Below are 26,735 nucleotides of genomic sequence, written 5' to 3'. Positions count from 1 at the left end.
CAGCCCATCATCGATGCCGATGTGGAAATCGTCGATCCGAAACGCTGAGCGGGATCAGAACACCGGCAGCCGGCGCCGGTGCTCGGCGATATCGGTGATCAGGTCCTTGTAGCCGTCGGCCAGTTCGGCGAGGCGCACCCAGTGCAGGTGTGCCTCGCCGTCCGGTGTGGAGGCGGGGAGCTCGTCCGTCGGATAGTTCGAGGCGGGCAGGCCGAGCGCATGATGGGCGGCGACCCATTTCCCGGCCATGCGGTCGATGACCGCCCCGAGAGTCTCGGTGTGCAGTGAGGCGCCCTCGCGGTGCGCGATGTTGTCGGCCACCCACACATCGATACGTTCGATCAGCCGGGTGCGGTCGCGATCGATGTGGTCGACCAATCGGCTCGCGCCGGCCACGCGGGCGGTCGAGGCCTTCGGCGCCTGCGCCTCCCGGGCGGCGTGCCGGCGCAGTTCGTGGCAGCGGACCAACTCCCGGGCCGCCTCGAGCACCGGGTGGTCGCCGGGTGGCGGTGTCGTGGACCGGAATGCGCGCAGCAGCGCGGATACCGACGGAAGTGCGCCGGTCGCGTCGTTGTCACCGGCGTATGCGGTCGCCATCGTCTCCCACCCTCGTCTCAGCGGTCGGAATCTGGTTACGCCAGGGCCGAGGAGGTTTCGGGGAGGGGCTCCCCTCGGCTCCGGCGTAGTCCCACGGAAACGGACGCCGGCTGTTCGGTCGCACTGCTCACGGGTGTACGAACCGGGATGACCGCGACGATGCGATAGACGTGTCCGAATGCGGGGACATATTCAGGAAAGCGTGTCCCGACTTGGCATGCAACGGTTGACGCGCCGAACACCCAAGGTGCCGGACAATCGTTATACGCATCACGCGGGGATCACATGATCGCGAAGATCCACCATCGGCGGCGCGGCGCCTGCGCGTCCGGTTGCGGATGGCTAGCCTGAGGATTTGTGCCCGCCTATATCTCTTCGCCGGAGTTGACCTTCGGCTTTCTGTTCGCTCTGGAAGATCCCGAGCGAATCGCCGAGGTGGTGCGAAATCTGATGGAGCGCCGCACGGTCTCGGTCTTCCGTCTGGCGCACGTCTCCGGCGCGGCCGGTCCACCGGAACGCTATGTCGTGAACTGGGCTGCCATACCGCAGATTTCGATCACCACCGCCGCACCGGACGCCGACGCCATGCAGGCCGAGCGGATCATGCTGGTCAACGCATTTCTGGGCGAGGGCGGTGAGATCAGCTTGTACTCGGCGGACAGCAATCGCCCAGACGATATGCGGTAGAGACGATTTCCCATCGGCAGCACAAAGGTTTTCGTTACGGAGACGCTTCACACAGCGGCTCTTACGTCCCTCTCAGCTACCGGCCAGCGGCGATTAAGTTCCGGCCAGCAGGGTGGGTTCTGGTCGATCGCCCGACACGGGGGTCGACGGACTGTGCCCCCTACAGAGAGGTAGAAGCATGATTCCGGTCATCATCGACACCGGTAGCGCCGCGCTGAGCGGCATCCTCGACACCGGCAGTGCCGCCCTCAGCGGTGTCCTGAACACCCTGTTCACCGGGTCGTTCGGCGGCTGATTCCGGCCCGCCCCCGGGGATCGTGCCCCGGCCCACCGCCCCGGCGCCCGACAGCGCCGGGGCGGTGCCGTCTCCGGCGGAGTAGATGCGGCGCACCACATCCTCGATATCGGGTTCCTCGACGGACAGGTCGCGTACCTCGACCCGATTCGAGATGGCGGCGAGAAGCTGTGCGGCGGTGGTGATTTCGGGATCGAAGGCCAGCCGCTGCCGCATGCCGTCGGCCTCGGCGGCCAGCAGTGTCGCCCCCGCGAGGCCGGTGAGATCGTCGCTGGGCCGGGCCAGATCCACCACCAGGACGCGGCGCGCGCCGACGGTGCGCGCCAGGCCCGGCAGCGTGCCGTCGTAGGCGAGGCGGCCGTGGTCGACCACGAGTACCCGTTCGCAGAGGCGCTCGATATCGCCCATATCGTGGGTGGTGAGCAGCAGCGTGGTGCCGCTTTCCGCCCGTTCCCGGCGCAGGAATTCCCGCAGTCGCTGTTTGGAGAGCACATCGAGGCCGATGGTCGGCTCGTCGAGAATCAGCAGCTCCGGACGATGCAGGAGCGCCGCGGCGATTTCGGCGCGCATCCGCTGGCCGAGGGAGAGCTGACGCACCGGGGTGTCGAGGGTGTGTCCCATCTCGAGCTGTTCGACGAGTTCGTCCGTGCGGCGGCGGGCCGCGGCCGGCTCCAGGCGATGGATGGCGGCCAGGATGGTGAACGATTCGCGCAGCGGCAGATCCCACCACAGCTGTGATCGCTGTCCGAACACCACGCCGATCCGGCCGGCCAGTTCGCGCCGCCGGCGCACCGGGTCGAGCCCGCAGGTGCGCACCGTGCCGGAGGTCGGCACGAGGATGCCGGTGAGCATTTTGATGGTGGTGGATTTCCCGGCCCCGTTGGCGCCGATATAGCCGACGGCCGAACCGGATTCGATGTGAAAGCTCATCGAGTCGACGGCGATGAGCACCTCGCGCACGTGCCCGCGGCGGCCCCGGCGGCTGCGCCGCAGCACGAATTGCCTGGTCAGTTCCGATACTTCGACGGTGTTCATCCGCCCCCTCCCTGATAGTGGCGTACCCCGATGCGCCAGAGCGCCAACGCCATTATCCAAACCCACAGCGCCGCAAGCGGTCCGAACCAGGCCAGCCCGGCGGGCAGCCACGCCGGTCCGGGAAGGCCGAGGAGGGCGATCGTGGGCAGATAGGCGACGAACGAGACCGGTATCGCGAACCCGAACAGCGCCCGCAGCGGGCCCGAGAACACCGAACTCGGCTGCTGGGCGGCGAAGGATCCGCCGTAGGTGAAGCTGTTGGTGAGTTCCGAACCGTCGACCAAGTGGAACTGCAGGCCCGCCGCGCAGACGAACAGTCCGGCGAAAATGGCGATCCCGCTCAGTGTGCTGCTCACCGCCAGCACGATATGCGTTGGGCTCCAATCGATATCGTTGCCGATCAGGCCGGCGGTCAGGACCACCGCCGCGACGGTGGCCCGCGACAGCCGCCGCAGCGACACATCGCTGGTGATCAGCTGGAGCAGCAGGGGCTGGGGACGCAGGTGAAAGGCGTCGAGGGTGCCCATCCGAATGTAGGTCGCGAGAGTGTCGGTGTGGCCGACGGCGATCTGCGCGAGCGCGAAACTCAGGTTGGACAGGCCGAACAACAGCAGCATCTGCGTCGAGTTCAGGCCGCCCAGCGCCGTGACGTTGTGGTAGATCAGCCACATCTCCGCGAATTCGACCACGCCGATCAGCAGGGAGGAGAACAGGTCGGTGGCGAAGGAGAGCGGATAGGCGCGCTGTGAGCGCATTCGCGAACGCAGCACGGCCACATAGGGTGTGAGCCTGCTGCCGTACGGTGCGAGCTCAGCCACCCTGCACCTCCAGTTTGCGCCGGCCCGCCGCGATCAGCGTCCGGCCGATGCCGATCGCGATGGCGATCCACAACATCTGCATGCCGATGACCGACCACGCCGCCGAACCCGTCGCCCGACCGGACAACACGTCGACCGGCCCCTGCAGCAGCCACGGGAACGGGGTCAGCCGCGCGGCGGTGGCCAGCGGTGCCGGAAACAGGTGGATGGGTACGTAGAGGCCGGCGAGGAACGTGGACAGGATCTGATAGAGCATCCGGATTCCGCGCGTCTCGATCAGCCAGAAACCCAGCAGGCTCACCGAGAACAACAGCAACAGCGAAAGCGTCACGGCCGCAACGACACTGACGGCGCCGAGCAGATACGGCGCGAAGGTGCCGGGCAACACCAGCTGCGCCGTGATCAGACCGGTGGCGATCGAGGGCAGGCCGCGCAGGGCCAGCGTGCACGACGATCCGCCGAGATCGGTTGCCAGATAGAAGAATTGGATATCGATGGGGCGTTGCAGATCGACCGCCACATCGCCGGTGCGCACCCGCTCGGCGATATCGTGCGGTGGCCCCATCACTCGCAGGGCGCCCAGCATGGCCTGTGACAACCACACGTAGGCGCCGATCGACGCACCGGTGTAGCCGCCGAAACCCGGCGTGGAGCGTGCCGCCGCGATCATCACCGCGGCGCGGATGAGGCCGAAGACGACATTGGCGGCCAGGCCCGCGAAGACGGCCGACCGGTAATTCCATTGGCGCCGGAAGCCGGCGCCGAACAGACGTGAATAAACCCCCGAGAGTGCGCGCACAAGTTGTCCAGAATACGACCTGGCCGTCCGCTCGGCGAGCGAATTTCGACGAACCGGAGCAGGGCAGTCCGGGCGGTCGGTATGGTCGGCGCACCCGATGGCCGGATCGCTTTGCGCAAAACCTTGCCGCGACCTCCATCGCAGTGTTAGAAACAGTCATGTTTCACACTGGGGTCGCCGCGGTGGCTCCCGCCCCTGAGGACCGCCTATGACCACCGTTTTCGAAACGCTGGAATCGGATGTGCGCGGATACTGCCGGGTCTGGCCGACGGTCTTCGACACCGCCCGCGGCGCCTGGCTCCGCGACGAGCAGGGCCGCGACTATCTCGATTTCTTCGCCGGAGCCGGCACGCTCAACTACGGGCACAACAATCCGATCCTGAAGGCGGCCCTGCTGGACTATCTGTCCCGCGACGGGCTCACCCACGGGCTGGACATGTCGACGGTCGCCAAGCGTGACCTGCTCGAGGCGCTGCGCGACCTGATCCTGGTGCCGCGCGGCCTCGACTACAAGATCCAATTTCCGGGCCCGACCGGGGCGAACGCGGTAGAGGCGGCGCTGAAGCTGGCACGCAAGATCACCGGGCGCAGCACGGTCGTGAACTTCACCAACGCCTTTCACGGCATGACGCTGGGCGCGCTGGCCGTGACCGGTAACGCCGCCAAACGTGCGGGGGCGGGCGTGCCGCTGCCACACGTCCATCCGATGCCCTATGACGGCTACCTGGGTGGTGCGGACGAGCTGGCGTGGATCGAGCGGATGCTCGACGACACCTCCTCGGGGGTGGACAAGCCGGCGGCCGTGATCGTGGAAACGGTGCAGGGCGAGGGCGGGGTGAACATCGCCCGCGCCGAGTGGTTGCGCCGGCTCGCGGCGCTGGTCGCGGCCCGCGGCATTCTGCTGATCGTCGACGATGTGCAGATGGGTTGCGGGCGGACCGGGCCGTTCTTCTCCTTCGAGACCGCGGGTATCACCCCGGATATCGTCACTCTCTCGAAGTCCATCGGCGGCTACGGTCTGCCGATGGCGCTGGTGTTGATGAAACGCGAGCTGGACCAGTGGGCGCCGGGTGAGCACAACGGCACCTTCCGCGGTAACAACCCGGCTTTCGTCACCGCGCGGGTGGCGCTGGAGGAGTACTGGCGCGACGACCGGCTCGAGCTCGCCACGCTGGCCCGCGGCGAGCGGATACGTGCCGAGCTGGCGCGGGTGGCGGATGCGGTGGGCGGATTGTCCACGCGCGGAAGGGGTTTGGTGCACGGACTGGTCTTCGACGACGCCTCGGAGGCGGGCAAGGTGAGTCGGGTAGCCTTCGAGGAGGGACTGCTCGTGGAGACCTCGGGCGCCTGTGACGAGGTTGTGAAACTGCTTCCGCCGCTGACGATTTCGGATTCCGAGTTGGATCACGGGCTCGAAATACTCGCGCGCTCCGTCGATATCGTCTGCGGCAGGCGCGGCTAGGGGGATCGGACCGTCGGCTGCCGACCCACACCCGGCAGCCGGCCGCGGGGCCGGGTTTCCGCTGCGGGGCCCGGTCCCGCACCTTCGGGTGCGCCGCGGACGGCTATGAAACGGACGGTTCCGAATCGGATGTCTTCATCTTGTCCAGGATTCTGGGCTGCCACTGGTAGAACCAGCTGAATTTGTAGGATTCTCCGGCGGGCGACGAGGTGGCGGCAAAGGTGAATCGGCGATCGTTCGTGGCGAACGGGGCCTTGTCGGCGAGCTCCCGGAAGCGCGGCTCGATCGGAATCGGGAGCGTGGCCGGATCCGGTGTGATCACCGGGAAACACAGTCGCTCGATCCGGGAGGACTCCCAGCCGAATGTGGCGTAGATGTCGAATGCCTTCGCGGTGACGGCGAGGAATCGCGCGCTCGGTTCCGGAAATCCGGCGTCGCGATGCAGGGCGGCGACGGCCTCGGGTGCGAAGTGCTCGGCGGGCAGTCCGGGGAAGTACACGTTCATCGTCTTGTCGTGGTAATCGATGCCGAGCAGGCCGACCTTGTCCGCCAAACCGTGTGCGGCGAACATGCGGGCGTGGTCGGCGAGACCGGCCGGCATGGACGGGAGCGCGGCGAGTTCCGCCACGTTCCGGACGTCGTCCGCGGGAAAGAACGGCCAGATCTTCTTGAAGCCGCCGGCGACGCCGATATCGATGCCGTAGCTGTCGACGGGGCATTGTTTCCGGACCTGGTCCAGCAGGGATCCGATCGGATGATCGGTTTGCGGGATCAGTCCGTTCGAGCGCGCGATGTCGTAGGGGTCGATGTCTTTCGGCAGCGTGAGGAAGCGATAGTCGAGGTCACCCGCGCGACGGGCCTCGGTGACGACTCGAAAGGAGATCACCGACTGGGTGAGCATCGTGCCGAATGCGGTCAGGACCGGCCATACCGCGTCTCGGGTGCAGGGGACGTTCGCCAGCCGCGCGGATTTCTCGATGGCCACGTACAGATCGTCCAGCGCGGATTCGGTAGTGGTGGACATGCGTCCTTCCTGAGACGGGTGCTACGAACAACAGCGCGGTGCCGCCGAGACGCCGGCCGGGCGGCGCGGTCGAATGCGGAACGCGCACTGGAGTTTACGAAGCGATGTGGCCGACGGGCTTCGGCCGACTGCCCGCTGCTGGGAGCCCTCGGAACGGAACGTGCGATCGCCTGTGCCGAACGAGGAAGGGTGAGCGCTCGAAGAAGCGGATATCGAATGCGCTCGAGCGAGGAGGACGCTACCGGCCCGATACTTTCGTGGCGGTCCGGTGCTTTCGTGGAGCGGATGACGGGATTCGAACCCGCGACCCTCACCTTGGCAAGGTGATGCGCTACCAACTGCGCTACATCCGCATCCCGCCCTGCGGCGGTGCGAGAAAAACAATAGCCGATAGCGGCGCGCAACCGCGAATCAGCAGGTCAGCGCGCTGCGCATCGGTCCTCAGCTGAGCAGGAGGTGGACCTGCAATTCACCCACCAGGAAGCCGAGCACACCGCCGATGGCGACCAGTTTCCACTCGTCCTGTTTGAACGCCGGGCGTAGCAACCCTTCGTATTCGTCGTCGGTGAGCTGGCGGGTCTTCTCGATCACCAGGTTGCGCAGATCCAGCGTGCGCATCGCGTGGTCTTCGAATCCGGCTGCGGCACTGCGAATGTAGGCCAGCATCTCGGGGACGATCTCGCGTTTGACCCGGGTGATGGAGTCGCCGGCGACGAGCATCACCAGCGGTCGCGCGGGTGCGGACTGGGTATCGATGAATTCGTCCATCCGCCGCGCCAGGATCGACGCCAGCCGGTCCGAGCGCTCCCCGTTGAGGACCGCCTCGAGCATCTTGGCCGGGGTGAGGATTTCGGTGGCGATCAGATCGCCGTAGTCGACGCAGACCTGTTCGCGGCGCTTGTGGAACAGACCCTGCCAGCCGATGCGGCCGTAGATCCGCCACGGCCGCACCGGCCGGAAGATCATCTGCAGCGCCAGCCAGTCGGTGACCAGGCCGGTGAATCCGCCGAACAGCGGCATCAGCCAGGAGGAGTGGGTGAAGGCCCAGGTGACCATCTGCACGAAGCCCAGCAGGGTGCCGAACAACAGGCCGGAGCGCACGATGAAGCGCAACTCGTGATGGCCCACCCGGCGCACCATCTCCACGAGCAGCGCCTTGTCGTTGACCAGGGTGTCGATGGCGATGGAGCGCAGATCCATGATCTGGTCGAGGTTGGTCCGCAGGTCGGTGACGATCTCGTCGATGAGGTCGGGGACATCGCGCTGGACGCGGCGGATCATCGCCTCGCGGGCGAACTGCGGCATGGTCACCCACAGCCGCGGTTCGTAGCGCATCATCAACTCGTCGACGGTGTGCGCGACGGCGTCGTCCAGCGGTTCGCGCAGCGTGGTGGTGAGCTCGGCGACGTCGATGCGGCCGAGGATCTCCTGCGGATCGATCAGCCGCGAGAACATCAGATCCACCGCGATCGTCGCCATCCGCGGCGCCGCCTTGGGAATCACGCCCTGCCAGCCGAACCAGGGCGGGATGCCGCGGAATTCCAAGGGGCGGCACAGCATTTCGACGGCGACGAGTTTCGTGGTCCAGCCGATGAACGCGGCGATCACCGGAATCGAGCAGTAGAGCAGCCAGTGCTCGGTGAAATCGGCGATCACGCGTCCGCCCGGTGGGAAATCGCTGCACAGCGGTGATTCGGCGAACAGCGCCGGAACGATGGAGAAGTGTCGAGCCGCACGCGCGAACTGTAACAGGTTCTAGAGAAGCGCTTACTGAGAGCCGGGTGTGGCGGCCAGGAACATGTAGCTCTTCTCCTCGACCCGCCGCGCGATCCGCCACGCGCCGTCCACGCGGGTGAAGGTGTCCAGGTACCACAGGCCGCACAGCATGAGGTTCTGCTGCCCCTCTGCTCCGCCGAGGAGCATCGGATTGTGGCACATGGTGCGGCCGGTGGCGGTGTCCCCGTCGACGGTGATCGAGGAGTTGCTGATCAGATGCTGGAAGGCGGGGAAGTTCGGCATCACCGTGGCGAGGAACTTCTTGATCTCGGGCAGTCCACCGCTGGCGCCGCCCATGGCCGAGTAGTCGATGTGCGCGTCCGCGGTGAAGATGTCGTCGAGCAGCTCCCACTGCTGGGTGTCCACGGCATGGGAGTAACGGACCATCAGATCCTCGATCTCGATCCGATCCGAAATCTCTTGCAGCGACAGCATGTTTCCTCCAGTGGTAGCGGCTCGGCGACGATGCGGGCTATTCGGAAGCCGCGTCGAAGGCGCGCACGAGCGTGCGCGGCGCCTTGTGTCGCCAGGCGTCGGTGAGCAACTCGCTCAGCAGGCCGGTGTCGGCGGCGCCGAGGTCGACGCGGACCGCCGACAGCCGCCGGCCCCACCACTTCTCCGCGCAGCAGTCCGGATATTCCGCGACCGCCTCCCGGATATCAGCTTCACTCGCCATCACGTGCGCGTGCGCGGGATCGGGCAGCGTCGCGAAGATCGCCTTGCGGACGCGGAACGACGGCATGTCGAAATGCGGCGCCTCGGTGGACTCCGGTAGTCCCAGCGCAATCCGCCGGACGTCGTCGGCATCGGCCATGGGCCGATTATGCGGCCGAATTCGTGCCCTCGCGGGCGGTTCGGCGAGATGGGCCCGCTAGCCGAGATCGGCGAGGGCGGCCTCGATCGCGCGGTGGAAGGTGGGGTAGGCGTAGATCATCTCCCGCAGCGTGGTGACCGGAACCCGGGCGTGCACCGCGACGGCCAAGGCGCTCAGCACCTCGCCGCCGACCGGGCCGACCGAGGTGGCGCCGACCAGAATGCCGCGATCGGCATCGGCGACCAGCTTGACGAATCCGGCGTTGCCGGGCCCGTGAATCCAGCCTCGGGTCGAATCCGGGACCTCGGCCCGGCCCGTCCAGACGCTCAGTCCGGCCTCGCGGGCCTGCGACTCCGTCATCCCGACCGCGCCCACCTCCGGTTCGGTGAAGGTGACATTGGGAACCGCGTGATACTGCGCGGGTTCGCCGGGGGAGCCGAGGATATCGGCGGCGGCGATGCGCGCCTGATACATCGACATGTGAGTGAAGGCGCCGTGTCCGGTGACGTCCCCGATCGCCCACACTCCCTCGGCGGCGCGCAGCCGATCGTCGACCCGGATGCCGTGCGCCTGCTCGTCCAGGCCGATGGCGCCGACGCCCAGTGCGGACAGGTCAGTGTAGCGGCCGGCGGCCACCAGCAGGCGCTGGGCGCGGATCGGATCGCCGTTGCTCAGCCGGACCGTGAAATAGCTGCCGTCGTGGTCGACTCGGGTGGTCTCGACTCCGGTGCGGACCGAAATGCCTTCTTCGGCAAAGGTTTTCGCCAGTGTTTCGGCGGCCTCGGGTTCGGCGCGCGGGAGCAGCCGGCTGCGCACGACCATCGTCACCTCGGCTCCGAACCGGGAGAAGATCTGCGCGAATTCCGCGCCGACCGGCCCCCCGCCGAGCACGATCAGGGATTCGGGCGCCTCGGTGGTGGTCACGGCCTCGCGGTTGGTCCAGTACGGGGTGTCGGCCAAGCCCTCGATCGGCGGAACGGACGGGGCGGTGCCGGGGTTCAGCACGATCGCGCGCAGGGCGCGGAAATCGCGCGGTCCGGCGGCGGTATCGACGCGGACCTGGCCGGGCTCGGTGATGCGCCCCCAGCCCCGCACGAAGGTGCCGCCGGCGGATTCGAACCGTTCGACCGCGACCTTGTCGTCCCAGTTGTCGGTCGCCTCGTCACGGATCCGCTTCGCCACCGGCGCCCAATCCGCCTGCACCCGGGCGCTTCCCGCGAGTGTGCCCACGCGCCGTGCCTCGGCGAGGGTCTCGGCGGCGCGCACCATCATCTTGGTCGGCACGCAGGCGTAGTAGGGGCATTCGCCGCCCAGCAGCCGGCCTTCGACGCCGACCACCGCGAGCCCGGCGCGCGCCAATTCGGTCGCCACGGCCTCGCCGCCGGGCCCCATGCCGATGACGACGGCATCCACGGATTCGGTCGCCGGGGTTTCGGCGGGCATGCGATCACGCTCCTCTGATTCGACACGGTGGGGACGGCGGGGTCCCGCAGACCATGGTGACAGCTGTGACGCCGCTGGTGGGGGATCGACAGGTGCGGATCGTGGCATTCCGTTGCGCCGGGTGGTCTCGGAGGAGATACCGCGAGTCTCCGCATCTCGTGAAAAGCCAGCTCGCGCATGGTCGTCGATGGGAAGCCGGTGCGGTTGACGCGGTTTCGCCGAACCGTTTAGGTGGGCAGCATGCGAATCGGCGGTGCGGGGATTCTCGACGTGCTCGGTGGCCGGCGAACGGCGGTGGCGGCGCTGGCGACGATCACCGGCTTCTACTATCTGTTCGTCGCGATCACCAACTGCACCGATACCGTCACCAACCGCCGGGGCGTGGGCGCCGTGCTGTCGATGCGGGCCACGATCCACAATCCGGGCACCGACTGGCGCGCGATCACCAACGGCAACATCGCGCTCGTCGTCTACATCCTCGTGGTGATCTGGGAATTCTCGATCGCCCTCGTGCTGTTGGTCGCCGCGGCCTGCTGGCTGCGGGAGCTGAGCGGTCGGCCACGCCGGGTGCCGGTGCGGCCGGGCACGGCGGCGAAGTTGTCCAGTATCGGCTGGACGATGGCGGTGCTGCTGTTCGCGGGGGCGTTTTTGACCGTCGGCGGGGAGTGGTTCCGGATGTGGGCGAACAAGGAGGTCAACGCCTCGTCGGCGGCGTTGCAGAACTTTCTGATTGCCGGGATCGGACTGGTGCTGGTTCATCTGCCCGACTCGGCGCCGAGTGCCGCTGCGCTTTCGGAATGAACTGCGGCCGTTCGGGAACAGTGCCCGACCGCCCCGAGTTGCAGCCCGTATGGAACTCGACACCGCGCTCGACTTCGCCCGCACGACCTCGCGGTCCGTCCTGACCACCGTGCGCCGCAACGGCCGCCCGCAGCTGTCCAACGTCACGCACTGGGTCGCGCCCGACGGCATCGTCCGGATCTCCATCACCGCGGACCGGGCCAAGTACGCCAATCTGGGCCGGGAGCCGTGGGCGGCCCTGCACGTCACGCGCGACGATTTCTGGGCCTATGCCGTCCTGGAGGCCGATGTCGAACTGACCCCGGTGGCCGCGAGCACCGACGACGCTACGGTGGAGGAGTTGATCGCCTACTACCGAGCGCTCAGCGGCGAGCACCCTGATTGGGAGGACTATCGCCGCGCGATGGTCGCAGACCGCCGCGTGATCGCGCGTCTGCGTCCCACCCGCGCCTACGGCATGCTGCCCTGACGGCGGCGTTCCTCGGGAGTGGGTAGCCCCTCGGGAATCCTTGCGGCGCGCGCTTTCCATGAAGGCCCGCATTCCCTCCCGCGGTCCCGGCGAGGTTTCCAGGGCCAGGAACATGGTCTGAGTGGGCGCGGCCGATTCGACTTCACCGGCGCATAACCTTGCGGCAACATTCGACATGCATGCTGGCACCCTCCGCTGAATCGAAAGGTACGAACCCGAATGGACTTTCTGACTGTGCTCGTGGACATGTTGGCTGCGCTGGGGGCCAGCGGTAGCGCGGCCTGACCACCCATCACGACACACCCCGGCCCACCACATCACGGATGTGGTGGGCCGCAGGCGTTCGAGGGGACGTTCACAGAACGCGAGATCGTCTGCCGCGGACACGGATGGTCATCCGCTGTGATCGGTATCGGCGGGACCGTGCGACCCGGCCGGATACTCCTCGAGCGGCACCACGTCACGTGACCACGCCGACAGGATCGGCGTCACGACCCGCCAGGCCTGTTCGGCCTCGTCCGCGCGGATCGAGAGGGCGGGGTCACCGTTCAGGACATCGAGCAGAAGTCTGCCGTAGGCCGGCAACTCCGGCGGCTGGACCTGGGCGGTCAGCGTAAGCGGCACCAGGGTTCCGGCGGTGGCACCGACCGTGGTCAGACCGAGCGACAGGCTTTCCGGGGCGAGCCCGAACCGCAGCACATTGGGTTCCGGGGTCCCCTGATGGCCGAAAGGCATATGGGGTACCGGGCGGAAGTGGACGGCGACCTCGTTGCGATCGTTGCCCAGCGCCTTCCCGCTGCGCAACACGAAGGTCGTTCCCGACCAGCGCCAACTGTCCAGTGTCAATTCGACTTCGGCGAAGGTTTCGGTGCGTCGACGCGCGTCGACGCCGTCCTCGTCGGTGTAGGACGGAACGTCGCGATCGCCGATGCGTCCCGCGAGATACCGCCCACGGCGCGTATGCGCGGCGACGTCGGCATCGGTCAGCGGGCGCACCGAGCGCAGCACGTCGACCTTCCGGTCGCGCAGATCCCGTTCGGACAGCGTGATCGGGGGTTCCATGGCGATCAGGCACAACAGCTGCAGCAGGTGGTTCTGCACCATGTCCTTGAGGGCACCGACATGGTCGTAATATCCGGCCCTTCCCTCGAGGGTGAGGGTTTCGTCCCAGACGATCTCCACCTTGGCGATATGCGCACTGTTCCAGATGGATTCGAGCACGCGATTGGCCAGCCTGCTGCCGAGCAGGTTCTGCACCGTGGTCATGGCGAGGAAGTGGTCGACCCGGAACACGGCTCGCTCGGGCAACAGATCGGCCAGCAGCCGGTTGAGCCGCTCAGCGCTCTCGAGATCCTCGCCGAAGGGTTTCTCGAGGACGATCCGGCTGTCGGCGGGCAGTCCCACCTCGTGCAGGGTCGTGATCGCGACGGGAAACACTGCCGGGGGAAGGGCGAGGTAGACCGCCACCGGGCCGTCGCCGGCGATCGCCGCCGCCACCTCGTCCGAGTTCTGGATGTCGGCCCTGCGGTACCGCGTCGCCGCGGCGACCGCCTTTCTCGCCTCGGGCGGCGCCTGCCCGGCATGATGCTCCAGCTGGGTCACCACCCACTCGTGGAACTCTTCGTCGCCGCGGCCCTTGCGATCGGCGCACACCACCTCGAAGCGGCTGTCCAGATGTCCGGCCTGGAACAGCGCGGCCAAGGCCGGCAAGAGGTATCGCCCGGCGAGATCGCCGGTGCCGCCGAAGACGACCAGACGCGTGATCACGGCGCACCCGCCTTCGCTCGCGCGAGCTTCACCCCGCTGGAAATGATGCCGATATGACTGAACGCCTGCGGGAAATTACCCATGAACGCGCCGGTCGACGGGTCGATCTGCTCGGCGAGCAGGCCCACGGTGCTCGCGCGGGCGCACAGCGAACTGTAGAGCCGCTCGGCGTCCTCGAGCCGGCCCTGGGCGGTGAGGTTGTCGACCAGCCAGAAACTGCACAGCACGAACGCGCCCTCGTCGCCGGGCAGGCCGTCCGGTGATTCCTCGTGCAGGTATCGATACAGCAGGCCGTCGCCGGCGCCCAGCCGATCCGCCACCGCCGCGGTCGTCGCGGCCATGCGTGGATGATCGGCGGGAACGACGCGGCGCAGCGGCAGCGCCAGCAGGCTCGCATCCAGTTCGCCGCCACCGTCGAGATGGGCGCTGAGCGTCCGGGCCCGCTCGTCCCACGAGTTCTTCAGGATCGCCTCGCGGATCTCGTTCGCGGTGCTGCGCCACATCGCGAGGGGACCGGGCAGGTCGAAGCGTTCCCCGATCGACGCGGCGCGATGCAGTGCCACCTGGCACAGCGCCGCGGAATAGGTGAAAACCCGCCCCGCGCTGCGTACTTCCCAGATTCCCTGATCCGGTTCCTGCCACGAGCGCCCCGCCGCCTCGGCCAGATCGGACAGGTTCGACCACAGCACCGGCTGCAGCTCACCGCCGGTGCGCAGCCATTGGTCGGCGCAATCGAGGATTTCGCCGTAGACGTCGTGCTGGCGCTGATCGGTGGCGCCGTTGCCCCAGCGCACCGGGCCGCTCGCGCGGTAGCCTTCCAGGCCGGTGTCGACCAATTCGTCGGGAACCGGATCACCGTCGATGTCGTACATGATGCGCGGCTGGCCGCTGCGCTCGAACGCGTCCAGTACCCAGCCCAGGAAGGCGTCGGCCTCGTTCCGGAAACCGATGCGGCGCAGGGCGTAGACGGCATACGACGCGTCGCGGATCCACACGTAGCGATAGTCCCAGTTGCGGACGCCGCCGATCGGCGCGGGCAGCGACGACGTGGGTGCCGCGACGACGGATCCGCTCACCCAGTGATCGCAGAGTTTGAGGGTGATCGCGGAGCGCCGGACCAGTGCCTGTTCGGGACCGTCGTAGGTGCACGTCCGCATCCAGGAGCGCCATGCGTCGGCGGTGTGGCGCAGCATCGCCGCCGCGTCGAAGCGATGGTGGCGGTGGAAGCGTCCCCAGGACAGCACCAGCTCCAACCGCTCGCCCTGCGCCAGGTCGACGGTGGTGTGCACGCCGTCCAGCTGCCGGTCGGCGCGCAGATGCAGCCGCAGGTTCGGCTGGGACGCGACCCGGATCTCCAGCCCGCTGAGCACCGGCCGCAACTGCGCGCCGCCCTGCGGGGCGATCTCCACCGACACCCGCACGTGCCCGCTCACGACGATCGCGGAGCGAACCAGTTCCGAGCGATCGGCGGGCGCGTCGTCGCCGAGGTCCGAGCCGGGGCGCACCACCATGGCATCGGTCACGCGGAGAATGCCGGTGGCGCTGCGCAATTCGGTCTCCAGCACGCCGGTATCGGGCTGATAGCGCTGGCGGCCTTCCAGTGGATCGGTCGGCGCGACGGTGAAATGGCCCCCGCGCGCATGGTCGAGCAGCCCGCAGAACAGCGGTTGGGCATCGAAGCGCGGCAGGCACAGCCACGGGATCGAACCGTCCACCCCGACCAGCGCGGCCGTCGTACCGTCTCCGATCAGACCGTAGTCCTCCAGCGGGAGATACCCGTCGCTCCGGCGGATCGGCCGGAACGGTGGATCGGGATCGTGCACGCCATCCCCTTCCACGAATGGAACGCCCGGCGACAACTAGGGGGAAGGCTATCAGCTGGCATCCGTGCGGAAAGCGGAACTGATCGGCCGATATCTGGCCGAAATGCTGCAGCGGGCGATCAATTGGCTACCGCAAGCTCGCGGGTTGTCGCAGACGATGCCGGAATCGGAGATCGGGTGTCGACGGCCCAGAGCTGCTCGCGGCGGCCAGGGTGCCGAATCGGGCAGGAATTTCTGTGTGTTTGAGCGTTGAACCGATTGGGTAACCACAGCCCAACCCGAAATGTGCGCAGGTTGGACCGACAAAGCGCCCCCGGCAGGAATCGAACCTGCGACCTAGGGATTAGAAGGCCCTTGCTCTATCCAACTGAGCTACGGAGGCATGGCAGTACCAAACACCATGCCCGGTTTGAGGCAGCGTGTCCAGCGAGTTGATTATAGCGAGCGTCCAGATCCGTGCTGGTCATCGACAGCGTCGTGTGCGACTGTCGGCCTCGTCACAGTGAGCGGGCCGATTCGGGGCCGGAAGGCTGTGAAGTGGGCCGCCAACTACGCTGAATAGTATGTCGTCACCGCAGGACCCGCCCGCCGATTCCGACCCCCAGGCCGTGCGGCCGGAGGCGACGGCGTTCCCGGTGCTGGCGGTGGTCGCTGTCGGTCTGACTGCCCTGGTCGCGCCGATCGTGGTCAGTCTGTCCGCGGCGCAGGCGCTGACTCTGCTCGGCATTCCCGACCCCGGACCGCTGACCACCTACGGTCTGCCCGCGGTCCGGGCACTGGCCGATTTCTCGGCCGCGATCGCCGTGGGATCGCTGCTCTTCGCGGCGTTCCTGTGCCCGCCGCAGCGCGACGGCTTGCTGGATGTCGGCGGTTACCGGGCTCTTCGTCGTGCCGGTATCGCGGCGCTGGCCTGGGCGGTGACCTCGGCGCTGCTGGTGCCGCTGACCCTGTCGGACACCACCGGCCAGCCCGTGCGCTCGGTGTTGCGGCCCGATCAGATCTGGCATGCCATCGACAAGGTCGATGTCGCGGGGTCTTGGCGCGCCACGGCGATCATGGCGATTCTGCTCGCCGTCGGCTGCCGGCTGGCGTTGCGCTGGGGCTGGACGCCCGTGTTGTTCGGCTGGTCGCTGCTGTGCCTGATTCCGGTTGCGCTGACCGGACATTCGTCCTCGGGTGGCGCCCACGACGTGGCGACGAACAGCCTGATTCTGCATCTGGGCGGCATGGCGGTGTGGGTCGGCGGCCTGTTCGCGGTACTCGCCTACGCCATGCGAGGCGGAAAATACACCGGTCTCGCCGCACGGCGATTCTCTGTGGTGGCGACGTGTGCGTTCGCGGTCGTCGCGGTGTCGGGCGTGCTCAACGCCTGGGTCCGGGTGCCGTGGGACGAACTGTCGACCACCACCTATGGCCGGCTGGTGATCGCGAAGACGGTCGCGCTCTGCCTGCTCGGCGTCGCCGGATTCCTGCAGCGCCGCCGCGCCCTTCCGGCGCTGGCCGACAATCCCCGCGACCGCTCGGCCCTGATCAGTTACGCCGGAGTCGAGGTGCTGATCTTCGCGGCCACGATCGGCTTGGCCGTCGGGCTGGGCCGCACCCCACCGCCGGATCTGAAACGGGTGCCCTCGCCCGCGGAGGTCGAACTCGGGTACAACCTGGCCGGGCCGCCGACCGCCGCCCGAATCCTGTTCGATTGGCGGTTCGACATCATGTTCGGCACGCTCGCCATTGTGCTGGCGGTGCTGTATCTGGTGGGCGTGCGGCGACTGCGCGCACGCGGCGACGCCTGGCCGGTCGGCCGGACCGTCGCGTGGCTGTGCGGATGTGCGGTCCTGCTGATCGCCACCAGTTCCGGTGTGGGCCGCTACGCCCCGGCCATGTTCAGCGTGCACATGGCCCAGCACATGCTGCTGTCGATGCTGGCGCCCGTGCTGTTCGCGCTGGGCGGCCCGGTGCTGCTGGCCCTGCGCGCCCTGCCCGCCGCCGGTCGCGACGCACCGCCCGGACCGCGTGAATGGGTGCTGGCCGCGGTGCACAATCCGGTCTCTCGTTTCCTGACGCAGCCGGCCGTCGCCGCGGCGCTGTTCATCCTCGGCTTCTACGCGCTGTACCTGGGCGGCATCTTCGATGCGGTGGTCGGCGAGCACGGCGCCCACCTGGCGATGAATCTGCACTTCCTGGTATCGGGCTACCTGTTCTACTGGGTCGTTCTCGGTATCGACCCCAAACCGCGTCAGGTGCAGCCGCTCACGAAGGTCGGCATGGTGTTCGGATCGCTGCCGTTCCACGCGTTCTTCGGCGTCGCCCTGATGAGTATGACCACGGTGATGGGCGAGTGGTTCTACCGCGGACTCGGATTGAGCTGGAACACCGATCTGCTCGGCGATCAGCGCACCGGCGGCGGTCTGGCCTGGGCCAGCGGCGAGATTCCGCTGGTGCTCGTGATGCTGTCCCTGCTGGTGCAGTGGTCGCGCAGTGACAACCGCACGGCCAAACGCTTCGACCGGGCCGCCGAGCGCGACCACGACGCCGCCCTGGCCGCGCACAACGCCATGTTCGCCGAACTGGCGAAACGCGACCGCGAGGTGAAACCGTGACCGAGGCGCCCGCGCGGGTTCCGCGCCTTTTTCGCGCCGACATCCGGGCCGCCCGCGAGCGGCTGGGTGACGCCGTGCGGGTCACGCCCGTGTTCCACACCGAGGTGGCCGGTCCCGAGGGGCCGGTCAAGGTCACCCTGAAGCTGGAACATCTGCAGCACGGGGGCACGTTCAAGGTGCGGGGGAGCCTGAACGCGTTGCTGCAGTCGGCGGACGACGACCGTCCGGTGGTGATCGCCTCGGGTGGCAATGCCGGTATCGCCGCGGCGCTGGCCTGTGCGCTGCGCGGGCGCCCCTGTACCGTCGTCGTCCCGGAAACCGCACCGCACACCAAGGTCGCGGCGATGTGGGGATACGGCGCGGAAGTGCTGTGGCACGGAACGACCTATGCCGAATCCAAACGCCACGCCGACGCCGTGACCGCGGAGCGCAACGCGCTGCAACTGCACGCCTACGATCTGCCCGCGGTGGTCGCCGGGGCCGGTGTGGTCGGGCTCGAGATCGAACGCCAGGTACGCGGTCGGCCGCCGGTGCTGATGGCGGTCGGCGGCGGGGGATTGATGGCCGGTATCGCCATCGCGCTCGGTCCACGGTCGCGGGTGATCGGCGTCGAACCCAAGGGCGCGCCGACGCTGTATGCGGCGCTGTCGGCGGGGCGCCCGGTCGATGTGCCGGTCGACAGCATCGCGGCGGATGCGCTGGGTGCCACCAGGATCGGTGACATCGCACTCGACACCGCGATCCGCTACGGGGTCGGCTCGGTCCTGGTGGGCGACGATGCGATCGCGATGGCGCGCGAATATCTGTGGCGCGAATTCCGTCTGGTCGTGGAGCCGGCGGGCGCGGTGGCGCTGGCCGCCGTGCAGAGCGGGGCCTATGTCCCGGAGCCCGGCGAGCGGCCGGTGATCGTGCTGTGCGGCGCCAATACGGACGTGAGCAACCTCTAGCGACGCGAATTCGGAAACGACGTCTGTTCACATCTGCGTGAGTTGTCCACATATCCGCATTCGGCACTGGTGACGAACCGCGAAATCGGCGACGCTGAACAAGTCACGGCAGCCGAGGCCGCCACGGACGGGGACAGTCGAAACGTGAAGGGGGACAACCATGTACGAGGCGAATACCGCCGTCATCGGCACCGTCGTCACACATCCGGTACGGCGGAGTCTGCCCGGTGGGGAGCAGGTGGTCAGTTTCCGGATGGCCAGCAATGCCCGCCGCTTCGATCGCGATACCGGTGGCTGGGTGGACGGCGGCACCTTGTTCCTGACGGTGACGTGCTGGCGGCGTCTGGTGGAGGGGGTGGACGCCTCCATCCGCCGCGGCGATCCGGTCATCGCCTACGGTCAGCTGCGCACCAACGAGTACCGGACCAGGGAGGGTGTGCAACGCCACGATCTCGAGATGCGAGCCGCCGCGCTGGGTCCCGACCTGGGCCGTTGTACGGCTCCGGTGATGCGGCGGGGCGGCGCGCGGAACTCCGGCCCGGACCTACACGTTGTCCCCGGAGGGGACGACGCGGTGCCCGAGGCGCCGCCGGGCGAGTCCGGCCCCGCGGCGGGTGCGGGATCGACTACCGTCGATCCGGTCTCCGCGGCGGCCGCCGACGCCGGATGACTACCGTTACCTCTGCTCCGCTCGCGCGGTCCTCCGTTTCGACCCACTGGTTCCGACACCGATAGGCTTTCCTACATGGCTGAGTTCATTTACCAGATGAAGAAAGTTCGCAAGGCACATGGCGACAAGGTCGTCCTCGACGATGTGACCTTGAACTTCCTTCCGGGCGCCAAAATCGGCGTCGTCGGTCCGAACGGCGCCGGTAAATCGAGCGTGCTGAAGATCATGGCCGGACTGGACCAGCCCAACAACGGTGACGCGTTCCTGGCGCCCGGAGCGACGGTCGGCATCCTGCAGCAGGAGCCGCCGCTGAACGAGGAGAAAACCGTCCGCGGCAACGTGGAGGAGGGCCTCGGCGAGATCAAGGTGAAGCTGGACCGCTTCAACGAGATCGCCGAACTCATGGCCACCGACTACTCCGACGAGCTCATGGAGGAAATGGGCAAGCTGCAGGAGGACCTGGATCACGCCGACGCGTGGGATATCGACTCCCAGCTCGAGCAGGCCATGGACGCGCTGCGCTGCCCGCCGCCGGACGAGCCGGTCGGCAACCTCTCCGGTGGTGAGCGCCGCCGGGTGGCGCTGTGCAAGCTGTTGCTGAGCAAGCCGGACCTGCTGCTGCTCGACGAGCCCACCAACCATCTCGACGCCGAGAGCGTCAACTGGCTCGAACAGCATCTGGCCCAGTACCAGGGCGCCGTCCTCGCCGTCACGCACGACCGGTACTTCCTGGACAACGTCGCAGGCTGGATCCTCGAGCTCGACCGCGGCCGGGCCTACCCCTACGAGGGCAACTACTCCACCTATCTGGAGAAGAAGGCCGAACGGCTCGAGGTACAGGGCAAGAAGGACCAGAAGCTGCAGAAGCGGCTCAAGGAGGAGCTGGCCTGGGTGCGGTCGGGCGCCAAGGCCCGCCAGGCCAAGAACAAGGCTCGTCTCGGTCGCTACGAGGAGATGGCCGCCGAAGCGGAGAAGATGCGCAAGCTGGACTTCGAGGAGATCCAGATTCCGCACGGTCCGCGCCTGGGCAATGTGGTCGTCGAGGTCGAGCACCTGGACAAGGGCTTCGGCGACCGGCAGCTGATCAAGGACCTGTCGTTCACCCTGCCCCGCAACGGCATCGTCGGCGTGATCGGCCCGAACGGTGTGGGTAAGTCGACGCTGTTCAAGACCATCGTCGGACTCGAGCAGCCCGACAGCGGCGAGGTCAAGGTCGGCGACACCGTGAAGCTGAGCTATGTGGACCAGAACCGCGCGGGTATCGACCCGAAGAAGACGGTCTGGCAGGTGGTGTCCGACGGACTCGACTACATCGAGGTCGGCAATCAGGAAATGCCTTCGCGCGCATACGTTTCCGCCTTCGGTTTCAAGGGCCCCGACCAGCAGAAGCCGGCCGGTGTGCTGTCCGGTGGTGAGCGCAACCGCTTGAACCTGGCGCTGACCCTCAAGCAGGGCGGCAACCTGATCCTGCTCGACGAGCCCACCAACGACCTCGATGTGGAAACCCTCGGCTCGCTGGAGAACGCGCTGGAGAACTTCCCGGGTTGCGCCGTGGTCATTTCCCACGACCGCTGGTTCCTCGACCGCACCTGCACCCACATCCTGGCGTGGGAAGGCGACGACTCGAATCCGGCCCAGTGGTTCTGGTTCGAGGGCAACTTCGAGGCCTATGAGGCCAACAAGGTCGAGCGCCTGGGCCCGGAGGCGGCCCGTCCGCATCGGGTTACCCACCGTAAGCTGACTCGCGACTGATCTTCCGGCTCGCGCAGTCGGCCGACAACCCGGACATGCGTCAATCATTTTGGGGCGCAACGTCATCGTGGCCTACCCCGGTCTCGGTGTAGGCCACGAGCGCGGGCGTACCAACCGGCCCGTTCGAGGTAGCTGAGCGTCGCCGAGGGTTTAGAAGGAATCCACCCCGGGGCCTCGGCTGCGCAGCTACGCTCGATTCCGGCGTCACTTTGTTGCGGAACCGAATCCGAGGGAGTTGGCGAAAAAATGACGGTCTCGTCCGAATTGTCCAGTAACGCGTGGGCGGAGAGTCTGCCGGAGCCGCTGCGGGGAGAACTCGCAACGCTCGAGTCGGCGTACTTCCGTCACGTCGATGCCGGCGATGTGGACTGTGCGATCACCGGAAGTTCGGCGCTGGTCTTCCGAAGGCATCTCGAACTGGGCTTGCAACGTCCCGCGGGCACGGCGCGCGTGCGGGTCTACCACCCGGACGACGGCAGTGGCATCGGAGCGGCGGTGCAACTGGTCACCGACGATATGCGTCTGCTCGTCGAGTCGGTGGCGTCCGCCCTGACCCGCATCGGCGTCACCGTCAGCGAAGTGATCCACCCGATCTTCGAGGTGATGCGCGACGACGAGGGGCGGTTGCACTCCGCGGCGCCGCACGAGGTCGACGGCAACGGCGTCACCGGCCTGCGGGAATCCTGGATTCACGTGCAACTGCACCCGTCCACGAGCCGCGACGTTCTCGAACGCATCGAGTCCGAGGTGCCCGATGTGCTCACCGATGTGCGGCAGGTCATCGGCGATACCGAGGCGATGCGCGCGGTGCAGGATCGCCTCGCCCACGAGCTGATCCGCACGGCGGACGCGGGGACCTCGCCGTACCCGGTCGTCGATCTGGTCGACTGTGCGCATCTGCTGGAGTGGCTGGCCGACGGGCACTTCACCCTCCTCGGCTACGCCCGCTTCCAGCGTCGCCCCGCGGCCGGAGCGGAGACGAAATCCGTTGTCGTGCCGGACAGTTGCCTCGGTGTGCTGCGTCCCAACGTCGGTACCGACTTCCAGGTTCCGGGCAACGGCGGCCGGCGCCCGCTGCTGATGCTCACCCAGGGGCTGGTGCCGGCGACCGTGCACCGCTCGGTCTACCCGTATTTCGTGGGCGTCGCGGACTCCCACGCCTCGGGCACGGTCGTCGGCGAGCATCTGTTCATCGGCGTGTTCACCGTCGCCGCCCTGCACGAGAACGTGCTCGACATCCCGGTGATCGCGCGGCGGGTGCGCACCGTGATCGAACAGTGCGGATTCGATCTGGAATCGTTCTCGGGCCAGGCGATGCTCGAGGTGATCCAGTCCTTCCCCCGCACCGAACTGTTCTCCTCCGATATCGACACGATGCGCCGGACCGCCAGCGCCGTGCTCAGTGTGGGGATTCGGCGACAGGTGCGGTTGTTCCTCCGCCAGGACTCCTACGGTCGCTTCGTGGCCGCCATGGTGTATCTGCCGCGCGACCGCTACACCACCCGGGTCCGGCTCGAGATCCAGGACATCCTGGTGCGCGAACTGGGCGGTGAATCGATCGACTATTCGGCGCGGGTGTCCGAAAACGAGCTTGCCAGTGTGTATTTCACCGTGCATCTTCCCGAGCCGGGGACACAGGTGGATACGTCCGAAACCAATCGGTTGCGGATTCAGAATCTGCTCGCCGAGGCCAGCCGCACCTGGGACGATCACCTGCGCGACGAGGTGGCCCGGTCCACGGTGCTGGATCCCGCTGTCGTGCAACGCTATGCGGCCGCGCTGCCGGACGGGTACAAGGAGGATTTCGAGCCCTCCCGGGCGCTGGCCGACATCGTCAGGCTGGAGCGCCTCGGCGGCGAGGCCATCGATCAGCATCTGTATCGCAGGCCGGGTGCCGAGCCCGGGTCCTGGCGATTCACCCTGTACGTCGGCGGCGGTATCTCGCTGAGCCAAGTGCTGCCGCTGCTGCAGAGCCTGGGCGTGGAGGTGGTCGACGAACGGCCCTACGAGGTCGAGTTCGGCGACGGCAGGATGGCGTGGATCTACGATTTCGGCTTGCAGGCGCGACCGGACCTGCTGCGAATGTCGTTGGACCGCAACATGGATGCCGAATTGGTGGAAACCGCCGACCGGCTCGATGTCCTCCATGCACAGGAACGCGGGTTGCGTGAGCGCTTCACCGAGGCGTTCGACGCCCTCTGGCACGGCCGGGCGGAAAGCGATCCGCTCAACGAGTTGGTGTTGCGGGCCGGACTGCCATGGCGGTCGGTATCGATTCTGCGCGCCTACTCGAAGTACTTGCAGCAGGCGGACTTTCCCTACAGTCAGGCCAATATCGCGCGCGTTCTACTCGCCTCACCCGATATCGCGCAGCTGTTCGTCGGGCTGTTCGAGGCGATGTTCGATCCCGATTCGGCCTCCTCGGACCGTGCGGACGAGCTGCGGGCCGCGGTGCGGAAACGGATCGACGAGGTTGTGAGCCTGGACGCCGACCGTATTCTGCGAGCCATTCTCGGTGTCGTCACCGCCACGCTGCGCACCAACTACTACGTGGTCGACGCCGATGGCCGGCCGCGCGATTATCTGTCGATCAAGGTTGAGCCGCACGCGATTTCGGAGCTACCGCGTCCGCGGCCGCAGTTCGAGATCTTCGTGTACTCGCCGCGGGTCGAGGGCGTCCATCTGCGGTTCGGCCCGGTGGCGCGTGGTGGGCTGCGGTGGTCGGATCGCCTGGAGGATTTCCGGACCGAGATTCTGGGTCTGGTGAAGGCGCAGGCGGTGAAGAACGCGGTGATCGTGCCCGTGGGCGCGAAGGGCGGATTCGTGGTGAAGCGCCCGCCCGCGCCGAGTGGCGATCCGGCGACCGACCGCCAGGCGCTGCAGGGCGAAGGGGTGGAGTGCTATCGCACCTTCATCAGCGGTCTGCTGGATGTGACCGACAATGTCGACCACGCCAGTGGCGAGGTGATTCCGCCGGCACGGGTGGTGCGCCGCGACGGTGACGACACCTATCTCGTGGTCGCGGCGGACAAGGGGACGGCGACCTTCTCCGATATCGCCAACGACGTCGCCAAACAATACGGTTTCTGGTTGGGTGATGCGTTCGCGTCGGGTGGTTCGGCGGGGTATGACCACAAGGCGATGGGGATTACCGCGAAGGGTGCGTGGGAGAGTGTCAAGCGGCATTTCGCGGAGATGAATGTCGATACCCAGCGTGAGGAGTTCACGGTGGTGGGTGTCGGGGATATGTCGGGGGATGTGTTCGGTAACGGGATGTTGTTGTCGGAGCATATTCGGTTGGTGGCGGCGTTCGATCATCGGCATATTTTCATCGATCCGGATCCGGTGGCGGGGTCGTCGTTCGCGGAGCGGAAGCGGTTGTTCGGGTTGGCGCGGTCGTCGTGGGCGGATTACGACACCTCGCTGATCAGCGAAGGCGGGGGTGTCTGGGGTCGCACCGTGAAAGCCGTGCCGGTGAGCCCGCAGATCCGGCGCGCTCTGGGTCTCGACGAGGATGTCGTATCACTGTCTCCGCCGGACATGATCCGGGCCATTCTGCGGGCACCGGTGCAATTGCTGTGGAACGGCGGAATCGGTACCTATATCAAGGCCAGTACCGAGTCGAACGGCGATGTCGGCGACAAGTCCAATGACGCGGTGCGCGTGGATGCGAGCGATCTGCGCGTGCGCGTCATCGGCGAGGGCGGCAACCTCGGCGTCACCGCATTGGGACGAATCGAATTCTGCAAACTCGGTGGCAAATGCAATACCGACGCACTCGACAATTCCGCCGGCGTCGACTGCTCGGACCACGAGGTCAATATCAAGGTGTTGCTGGACGGGGTCGTCTCCGCCGGTGAACTGCCGGTCGGCGACCGCAACCCGCTGCTGTCCTCGATGACCGACGACGTTTCGGACATGGTGTTGCGGGACAACGTCTCCCAGAATTACCTGATGGGGATGTCGCGCACCGAGGCGCCGCGCATGCTCAACGTGCACATGCGGGTGATCGAGGATCTGGAACAGCGGCGGGGTCTGGATCGGGAACTGGAAGCCCTGCCCTCGACGAAGGAACTCGCTCGCCGCGCGGAGGCCGGGACCGGTCTCACCTCGCCGGAGCTGGCGAATCTCCTGGCACACGTGAAGTTGTCGCTGAAGGCCGATCTCCTCGACAGCGATCTGCCCGACAGCGCGTACTTCGCCGCGCGGTTGCCGAAATACTTCCCGGCGGCGCTGCGCCAGCGATTCGGCGGTGCCATCAAACGTCACCGGCTGCGCCGCGAGATCGTCACCACGATGGTGGTGAACGAGATGGTCGACCTCGGTGGCATCACCTACGCGCACCGGCTCAACGAGGAAATCGGCGCCAGCGCAACCGATGTGGTGCGCGCCTTCGCGGCCACCAGCCAGATCTTCGACCTGCATTCGCTGTGGCAGCGCATTCGCGCCGCCGACGTGCCGACGGCGGTGAAGGACGAATTGGAGCTGGAAACCAAGCGGACCCTGGACCGCGCGTCGCGCTGGTTGCTGAGCAATCGTCCGCAGCCGGTCGCCGTCGGCGCCGAAATCCACCGCTACAGCGGTCCGGTCCGCGAACTCGCGCCGAAGGTCCCGGGATGGTTGCGCGGCCATCACCTCGACACATTGACCGAAGCGTCCGCCGAGATCGTCTCGCGTGGCGTACCCGAGGATCTGGCCACCGAGGTCTTCGGTCTGCTCAACCTGTTTCCGCTGCTCGACGTCGTCGATATCGCGGATATCACCGACCGCAGTGGCGAAGAGGTCGGCGCGCTCTACTACGCGCTCAACGAGCACCTCAAGATCGATTGGCTGCTGCAGGCCGTGAGCCATCTGGAGCGCGGCGATCGCTGGCACGCTCTGGCCCGGCTCGCCCTGCGCGACGATATGTACGGGTCGCTGCGGTCGCTCACCCTCGACGTGCTGTCGGCGGGTGATCCGGAGGAGACCGCGGAGGAGAAGATCGCGTACTGGGAGTCGAAGAACCAGTCCCGGCTCGGCCGCGCGCGGGCGGCGCTGTCGGAACTGTTCGCCTCCGGTGCACACGATCTGGCGACGCTCTCGGTCGCGGCGCGGCAGGTCCGCAGCATGGTCAGCGGCGTGGGGGCGCAGTCGGAGGTGCCTCGCTGAACGGCGGT

At 67.2% G+C, this 26,735-nt stretch carries 20 protein-coding genes and 2 tRNA genes; 9 read left to right on the top strand and 13 right to left on the bottom strand.

Annotated elements, in window-relative coordinates; all coding sequences use genetic code 11:
- Nucleotides 1-54: 54 nt before the first annotated feature.
- Nucleotides 55-597: a DUF4254 domain-containing protein gene (locus tag NK1_RS03555; protein WP_063007129.1), complete on the bottom strand. Its 543-nt coding sequence runs from the start codon at nucleotides 595-597 to the stop codon at nucleotides 55-57.
- A gap of 357 nt (nucleotides 598-954) precedes the next feature.
- Here NK1_RS03555 and NK1_RS03550 point away from each other — a divergent pair, with 357 nt between their 5' ends.
- Complete coding sequence (locus NK1_RS03550) at nucleotides 955-1,284, top strand: hypothetical protein (RefSeq protein WP_063007128.1); 330 nt, start codon at nucleotides 955-957, stop codon at nucleotides 1,282-1,284.
- Between the two features lie 160 nt (nucleotides 1,285-1,444).
- Here NK1_RS03550 and NK1_RS03545 read toward each other — a convergent pair whose 3' ends face one another.
- The 3 genes from NK1_RS03545 to NK1_RS03535 are packed head-to-tail and all read right to left on the bottom strand — an operon-like array spanning nucleotide 1,445 to nucleotide 4,231.
- Nucleotides 1,445-2,614, bottom strand: a complete 1,170-nt coding sequence (locus NK1_RS03545) for an ABC transporter ATP-binding protein (protein WP_084460548.1) — start codon at nucleotides 2,612-2,614, stop codon at nucleotides 1,445-1,447.
- The gene (locus NK1_RS03540) at nucleotides 2,611-3,432 is read right to left on the bottom strand and encodes an ABC transporter permease (RefSeq protein ID WP_063007127.1); all 822 of its coding nucleotides are present in this window, start codon (nucleotides 3,430-3,432) and stop codon (nucleotides 2,611-2,613) included. The genes NK1_RS03545 and NK1_RS03540 overlap by 4 nt, the downstream gene beginning before the upstream one ends.
- On the bottom strand, nucleotides 3,425-4,231 hold the full coding sequence (locus NK1_RS03535; protein WP_063007126.1) for an ABC transporter permease: 807 nt from the start codon (nucleotides 4,229-4,231) through the stop codon (nucleotides 3,425-3,427). Before NK1_RS03535 ends, NK1_RS03540 begins: the two co-directional genes overlap by 8 nt.
- Nucleotides 4,232-4,439: 208 nt before the next feature.
- Here NK1_RS03535 and ectB point away from each other — a divergent pair, with 208 nt between their 5' ends.
- Nucleotides 4,440-5,693 carry a diaminobutyrate--2-oxoglutarate transaminase gene (gene ectB / locus NK1_RS03530; RefSeq protein ID WP_063007125.1) on the top strand — a complete coding sequence of 418 codons (1,254 nt, stop codon included), beginning with the start codon at nucleotides 4,440-4,442 and terminating at the stop codon, nucleotides 5,691-5,693.
- A 103-nt stretch (nucleotides 5,694-5,796) separates the two neighbouring features.
- Here the strand turns inward: ectB and NK1_RS03525 are convergent, their stop codons facing one another.
- The 6 genes from NK1_RS03525 to NK1_RS03500 form a co-directional block, all read right to left on the bottom strand.
- The gene (locus tag NK1_RS03525; protein ID WP_063007124.1) at nucleotides 5,797-6,717 is read right to left on the bottom strand and encodes an aromatic prenyltransferase; all 921 of its coding nucleotides are present in this window, start codon (nucleotides 6,715-6,717) and stop codon (nucleotides 5,797-5,799) included.
- A gap of 277 nt (nucleotides 6,718-6,994) precedes the next feature.
- Nucleotides 6,995-7,070, bottom strand: a tRNA-Gly gene (locus NK1_RS03520).
- 88 nt (nucleotides 7,071-7,158) lie between these two features.
- On the bottom strand, nucleotides 7,159-8,373 hold the full coding sequence (locus NK1_RS03515; RefSeq protein ID WP_063905887.1) for a DUF445 domain-containing protein: 1,215 nt from the start codon (nucleotides 8,371-8,373) through the stop codon (nucleotides 7,159-7,161).
- A 111-nt stretch (nucleotides 8,374-8,484) separates the two neighbouring features.
- Nucleotides 8,485-8,928, bottom strand: coding sequence for a nuclear transport factor 2 family protein (locus tag NK1_RS03510; RefSeq protein ID WP_063007123.1), 444 nt, complete (start codon nucleotides 8,926-8,928; stop codon nucleotides 8,485-8,487).
- A 37-nt stretch (nucleotides 8,929-8,965) separates the two neighbouring features.
- Nucleotides 8,966-9,307, bottom strand: a complete 342-nt coding sequence (locus NK1_RS03505; protein WP_063007122.1) for an MmcQ/YjbR family DNA-binding protein — start codon at nucleotides 9,305-9,307, stop codon at nucleotides 8,966-8,968.
- Nucleotides 9,308-9,364: 57 nt separating this feature from the next.
- Complete coding sequence (locus NK1_RS03500; RefSeq protein ID WP_063007121.1) at nucleotides 9,365-10,750, bottom strand: dihydrolipoyl dehydrogenase family protein; 1,386 nt, start codon at nucleotides 10,748-10,750, stop codon at nucleotides 9,365-9,367.
- Nucleotides 10,751-10,990: 240 nt separating this feature from the next.
- Here NK1_RS03500 and NK1_RS03495 point away from each other — a divergent pair, with 240 nt between their 5' ends.
- Nucleotides 10,991-11,551 (top strand): DUF2165 domain-containing protein, encoded by a 561-nt coding sequence (locus NK1_RS03495; protein ID WP_063007120.1) that lies wholly within the window; start codon nucleotides 10,991-10,993, stop codon nucleotides 11,549-11,551.
- Nucleotides 11,552-11,600: 49 nt separating this feature from the next.
- The gene (locus NK1_RS03490) at nucleotides 11,601-12,020 is read left to right on the top strand and encodes a PPOX class F420-dependent oxidoreductase (RefSeq protein ID WP_063007119.1); all 420 of its coding nucleotides are present in this window, start codon (nucleotides 11,601-11,603) and stop codon (nucleotides 12,018-12,020) included.
- A 393-nt stretch (nucleotides 12,021-12,413) separates the two neighbouring features.
- Here the strand turns inward: NK1_RS03490 and NK1_RS03485 are convergent, their stop codons facing one another.
- From NK1_RS03485 to NK1_RS03475, 3 genes are all read right to left on the bottom strand, one after another.
- Nucleotides 12,414-13,787 (bottom strand): glucose-6-phosphate dehydrogenase, encoded by a 1,374-nt coding sequence (locus NK1_RS03485; protein ID WP_063007118.1) that lies wholly within the window; start codon nucleotides 13,785-13,787, stop codon nucleotides 12,414-12,416.
- Nucleotides 13,784-15,610, bottom strand: a complete 1,827-nt coding sequence (locus NK1_RS03480) for a glycoside hydrolase family 15 protein (RefSeq protein WP_063007117.1) — start codon at nucleotides 15,608-15,610, stop codon at nucleotides 13,784-13,786. The genes NK1_RS03485 and NK1_RS03480 overlap by 4 nt, the downstream gene beginning before the upstream one ends.
- A gap of 308 nt (nucleotides 15,611-15,918) precedes the next feature.
- Nucleotides 15,919-15,992 (bottom strand) — tRNA-Arg (locus NK1_RS03475).
- A 181-nt stretch (nucleotides 15,993-16,173) separates the two neighbouring features.
- Here NK1_RS03475 and NK1_RS03470 point away from each other — a divergent pair.
- The 5 genes from NK1_RS03470 to NK1_RS03450 all read left to right on the top strand — a co-directional run bounded on the left by NK1_RS03470 (nucleotide 16,174) and on the right by NK1_RS03450 (nucleotide 26,727).
- Nucleotides 16,174-18,210 carry a bifunctional copper resistance protein CopD/cytochrome c oxidase assembly protein gene (locus NK1_RS03470; protein ID WP_063007116.1) on the top strand — a complete coding sequence of 679 codons (2,037 nt, stop codon included), beginning with the start codon at nucleotides 16,174-16,176 and terminating at the stop codon, nucleotides 18,208-18,210.
- On the top strand, nucleotides 18,207-19,157 hold the full coding sequence (locus NK1_RS03465; protein ID WP_063007115.1) for a threonine/serine dehydratase: 951 nt from the start codon (nucleotides 18,207-18,209) through the stop codon (nucleotides 19,155-19,157). The genes NK1_RS03470 and NK1_RS03465 overlap by 4 nt, the downstream gene beginning before the upstream one ends.
- A gap of 160 nt (nucleotides 19,158-19,317) precedes the next feature.
- A complete protein-coding gene (locus NK1_RS03460) occupies nucleotides 19,318-19,827 on the top strand; it encodes a single-stranded DNA-binding protein (RefSeq protein ID WP_084460547.1) in 510 nt (169 codons plus the stop codon).
- A 75-nt stretch (nucleotides 19,828-19,902) separates the two neighbouring features.
- Nucleotides 19,903-21,579 (top strand): energy-dependent translational throttle protein EttA, encoded by a 1,677-nt coding sequence (gene ettA, locus NK1_RS03455; RefSeq protein WP_036499326.1) that lies wholly within the window; start codon nucleotides 19,903-19,905, stop codon nucleotides 21,577-21,579.
- Nucleotides 21,580-21,825: 246 nt separating this feature from the next.
- On the top strand, nucleotides 21,826-26,727 hold the full coding sequence (locus NK1_RS03450; RefSeq protein ID WP_063007114.1) for an NAD-glutamate dehydrogenase: 4,902 nt from the start codon (nucleotides 21,826-21,828) through the stop codon (nucleotides 26,725-26,727).
- Nucleotides 26,728-26,735: the final 8 nt, after the last annotated feature.

Source organism: Nocardia kruczakiae NBRC 101016 (assembly GCF_001612965.1).
GTDB classification, from domain to species: Bacteria; Actinomycetota; Actinomycetes; order Mycobacteriales; family Mycobacteriaceae; genus Nocardia; species Nocardia kruczakiae.
The sequence above is the reverse complement of the archived record's forward strand: the minus strand, read 5'-3'. Positions and strand labels throughout refer to the sequence as shown.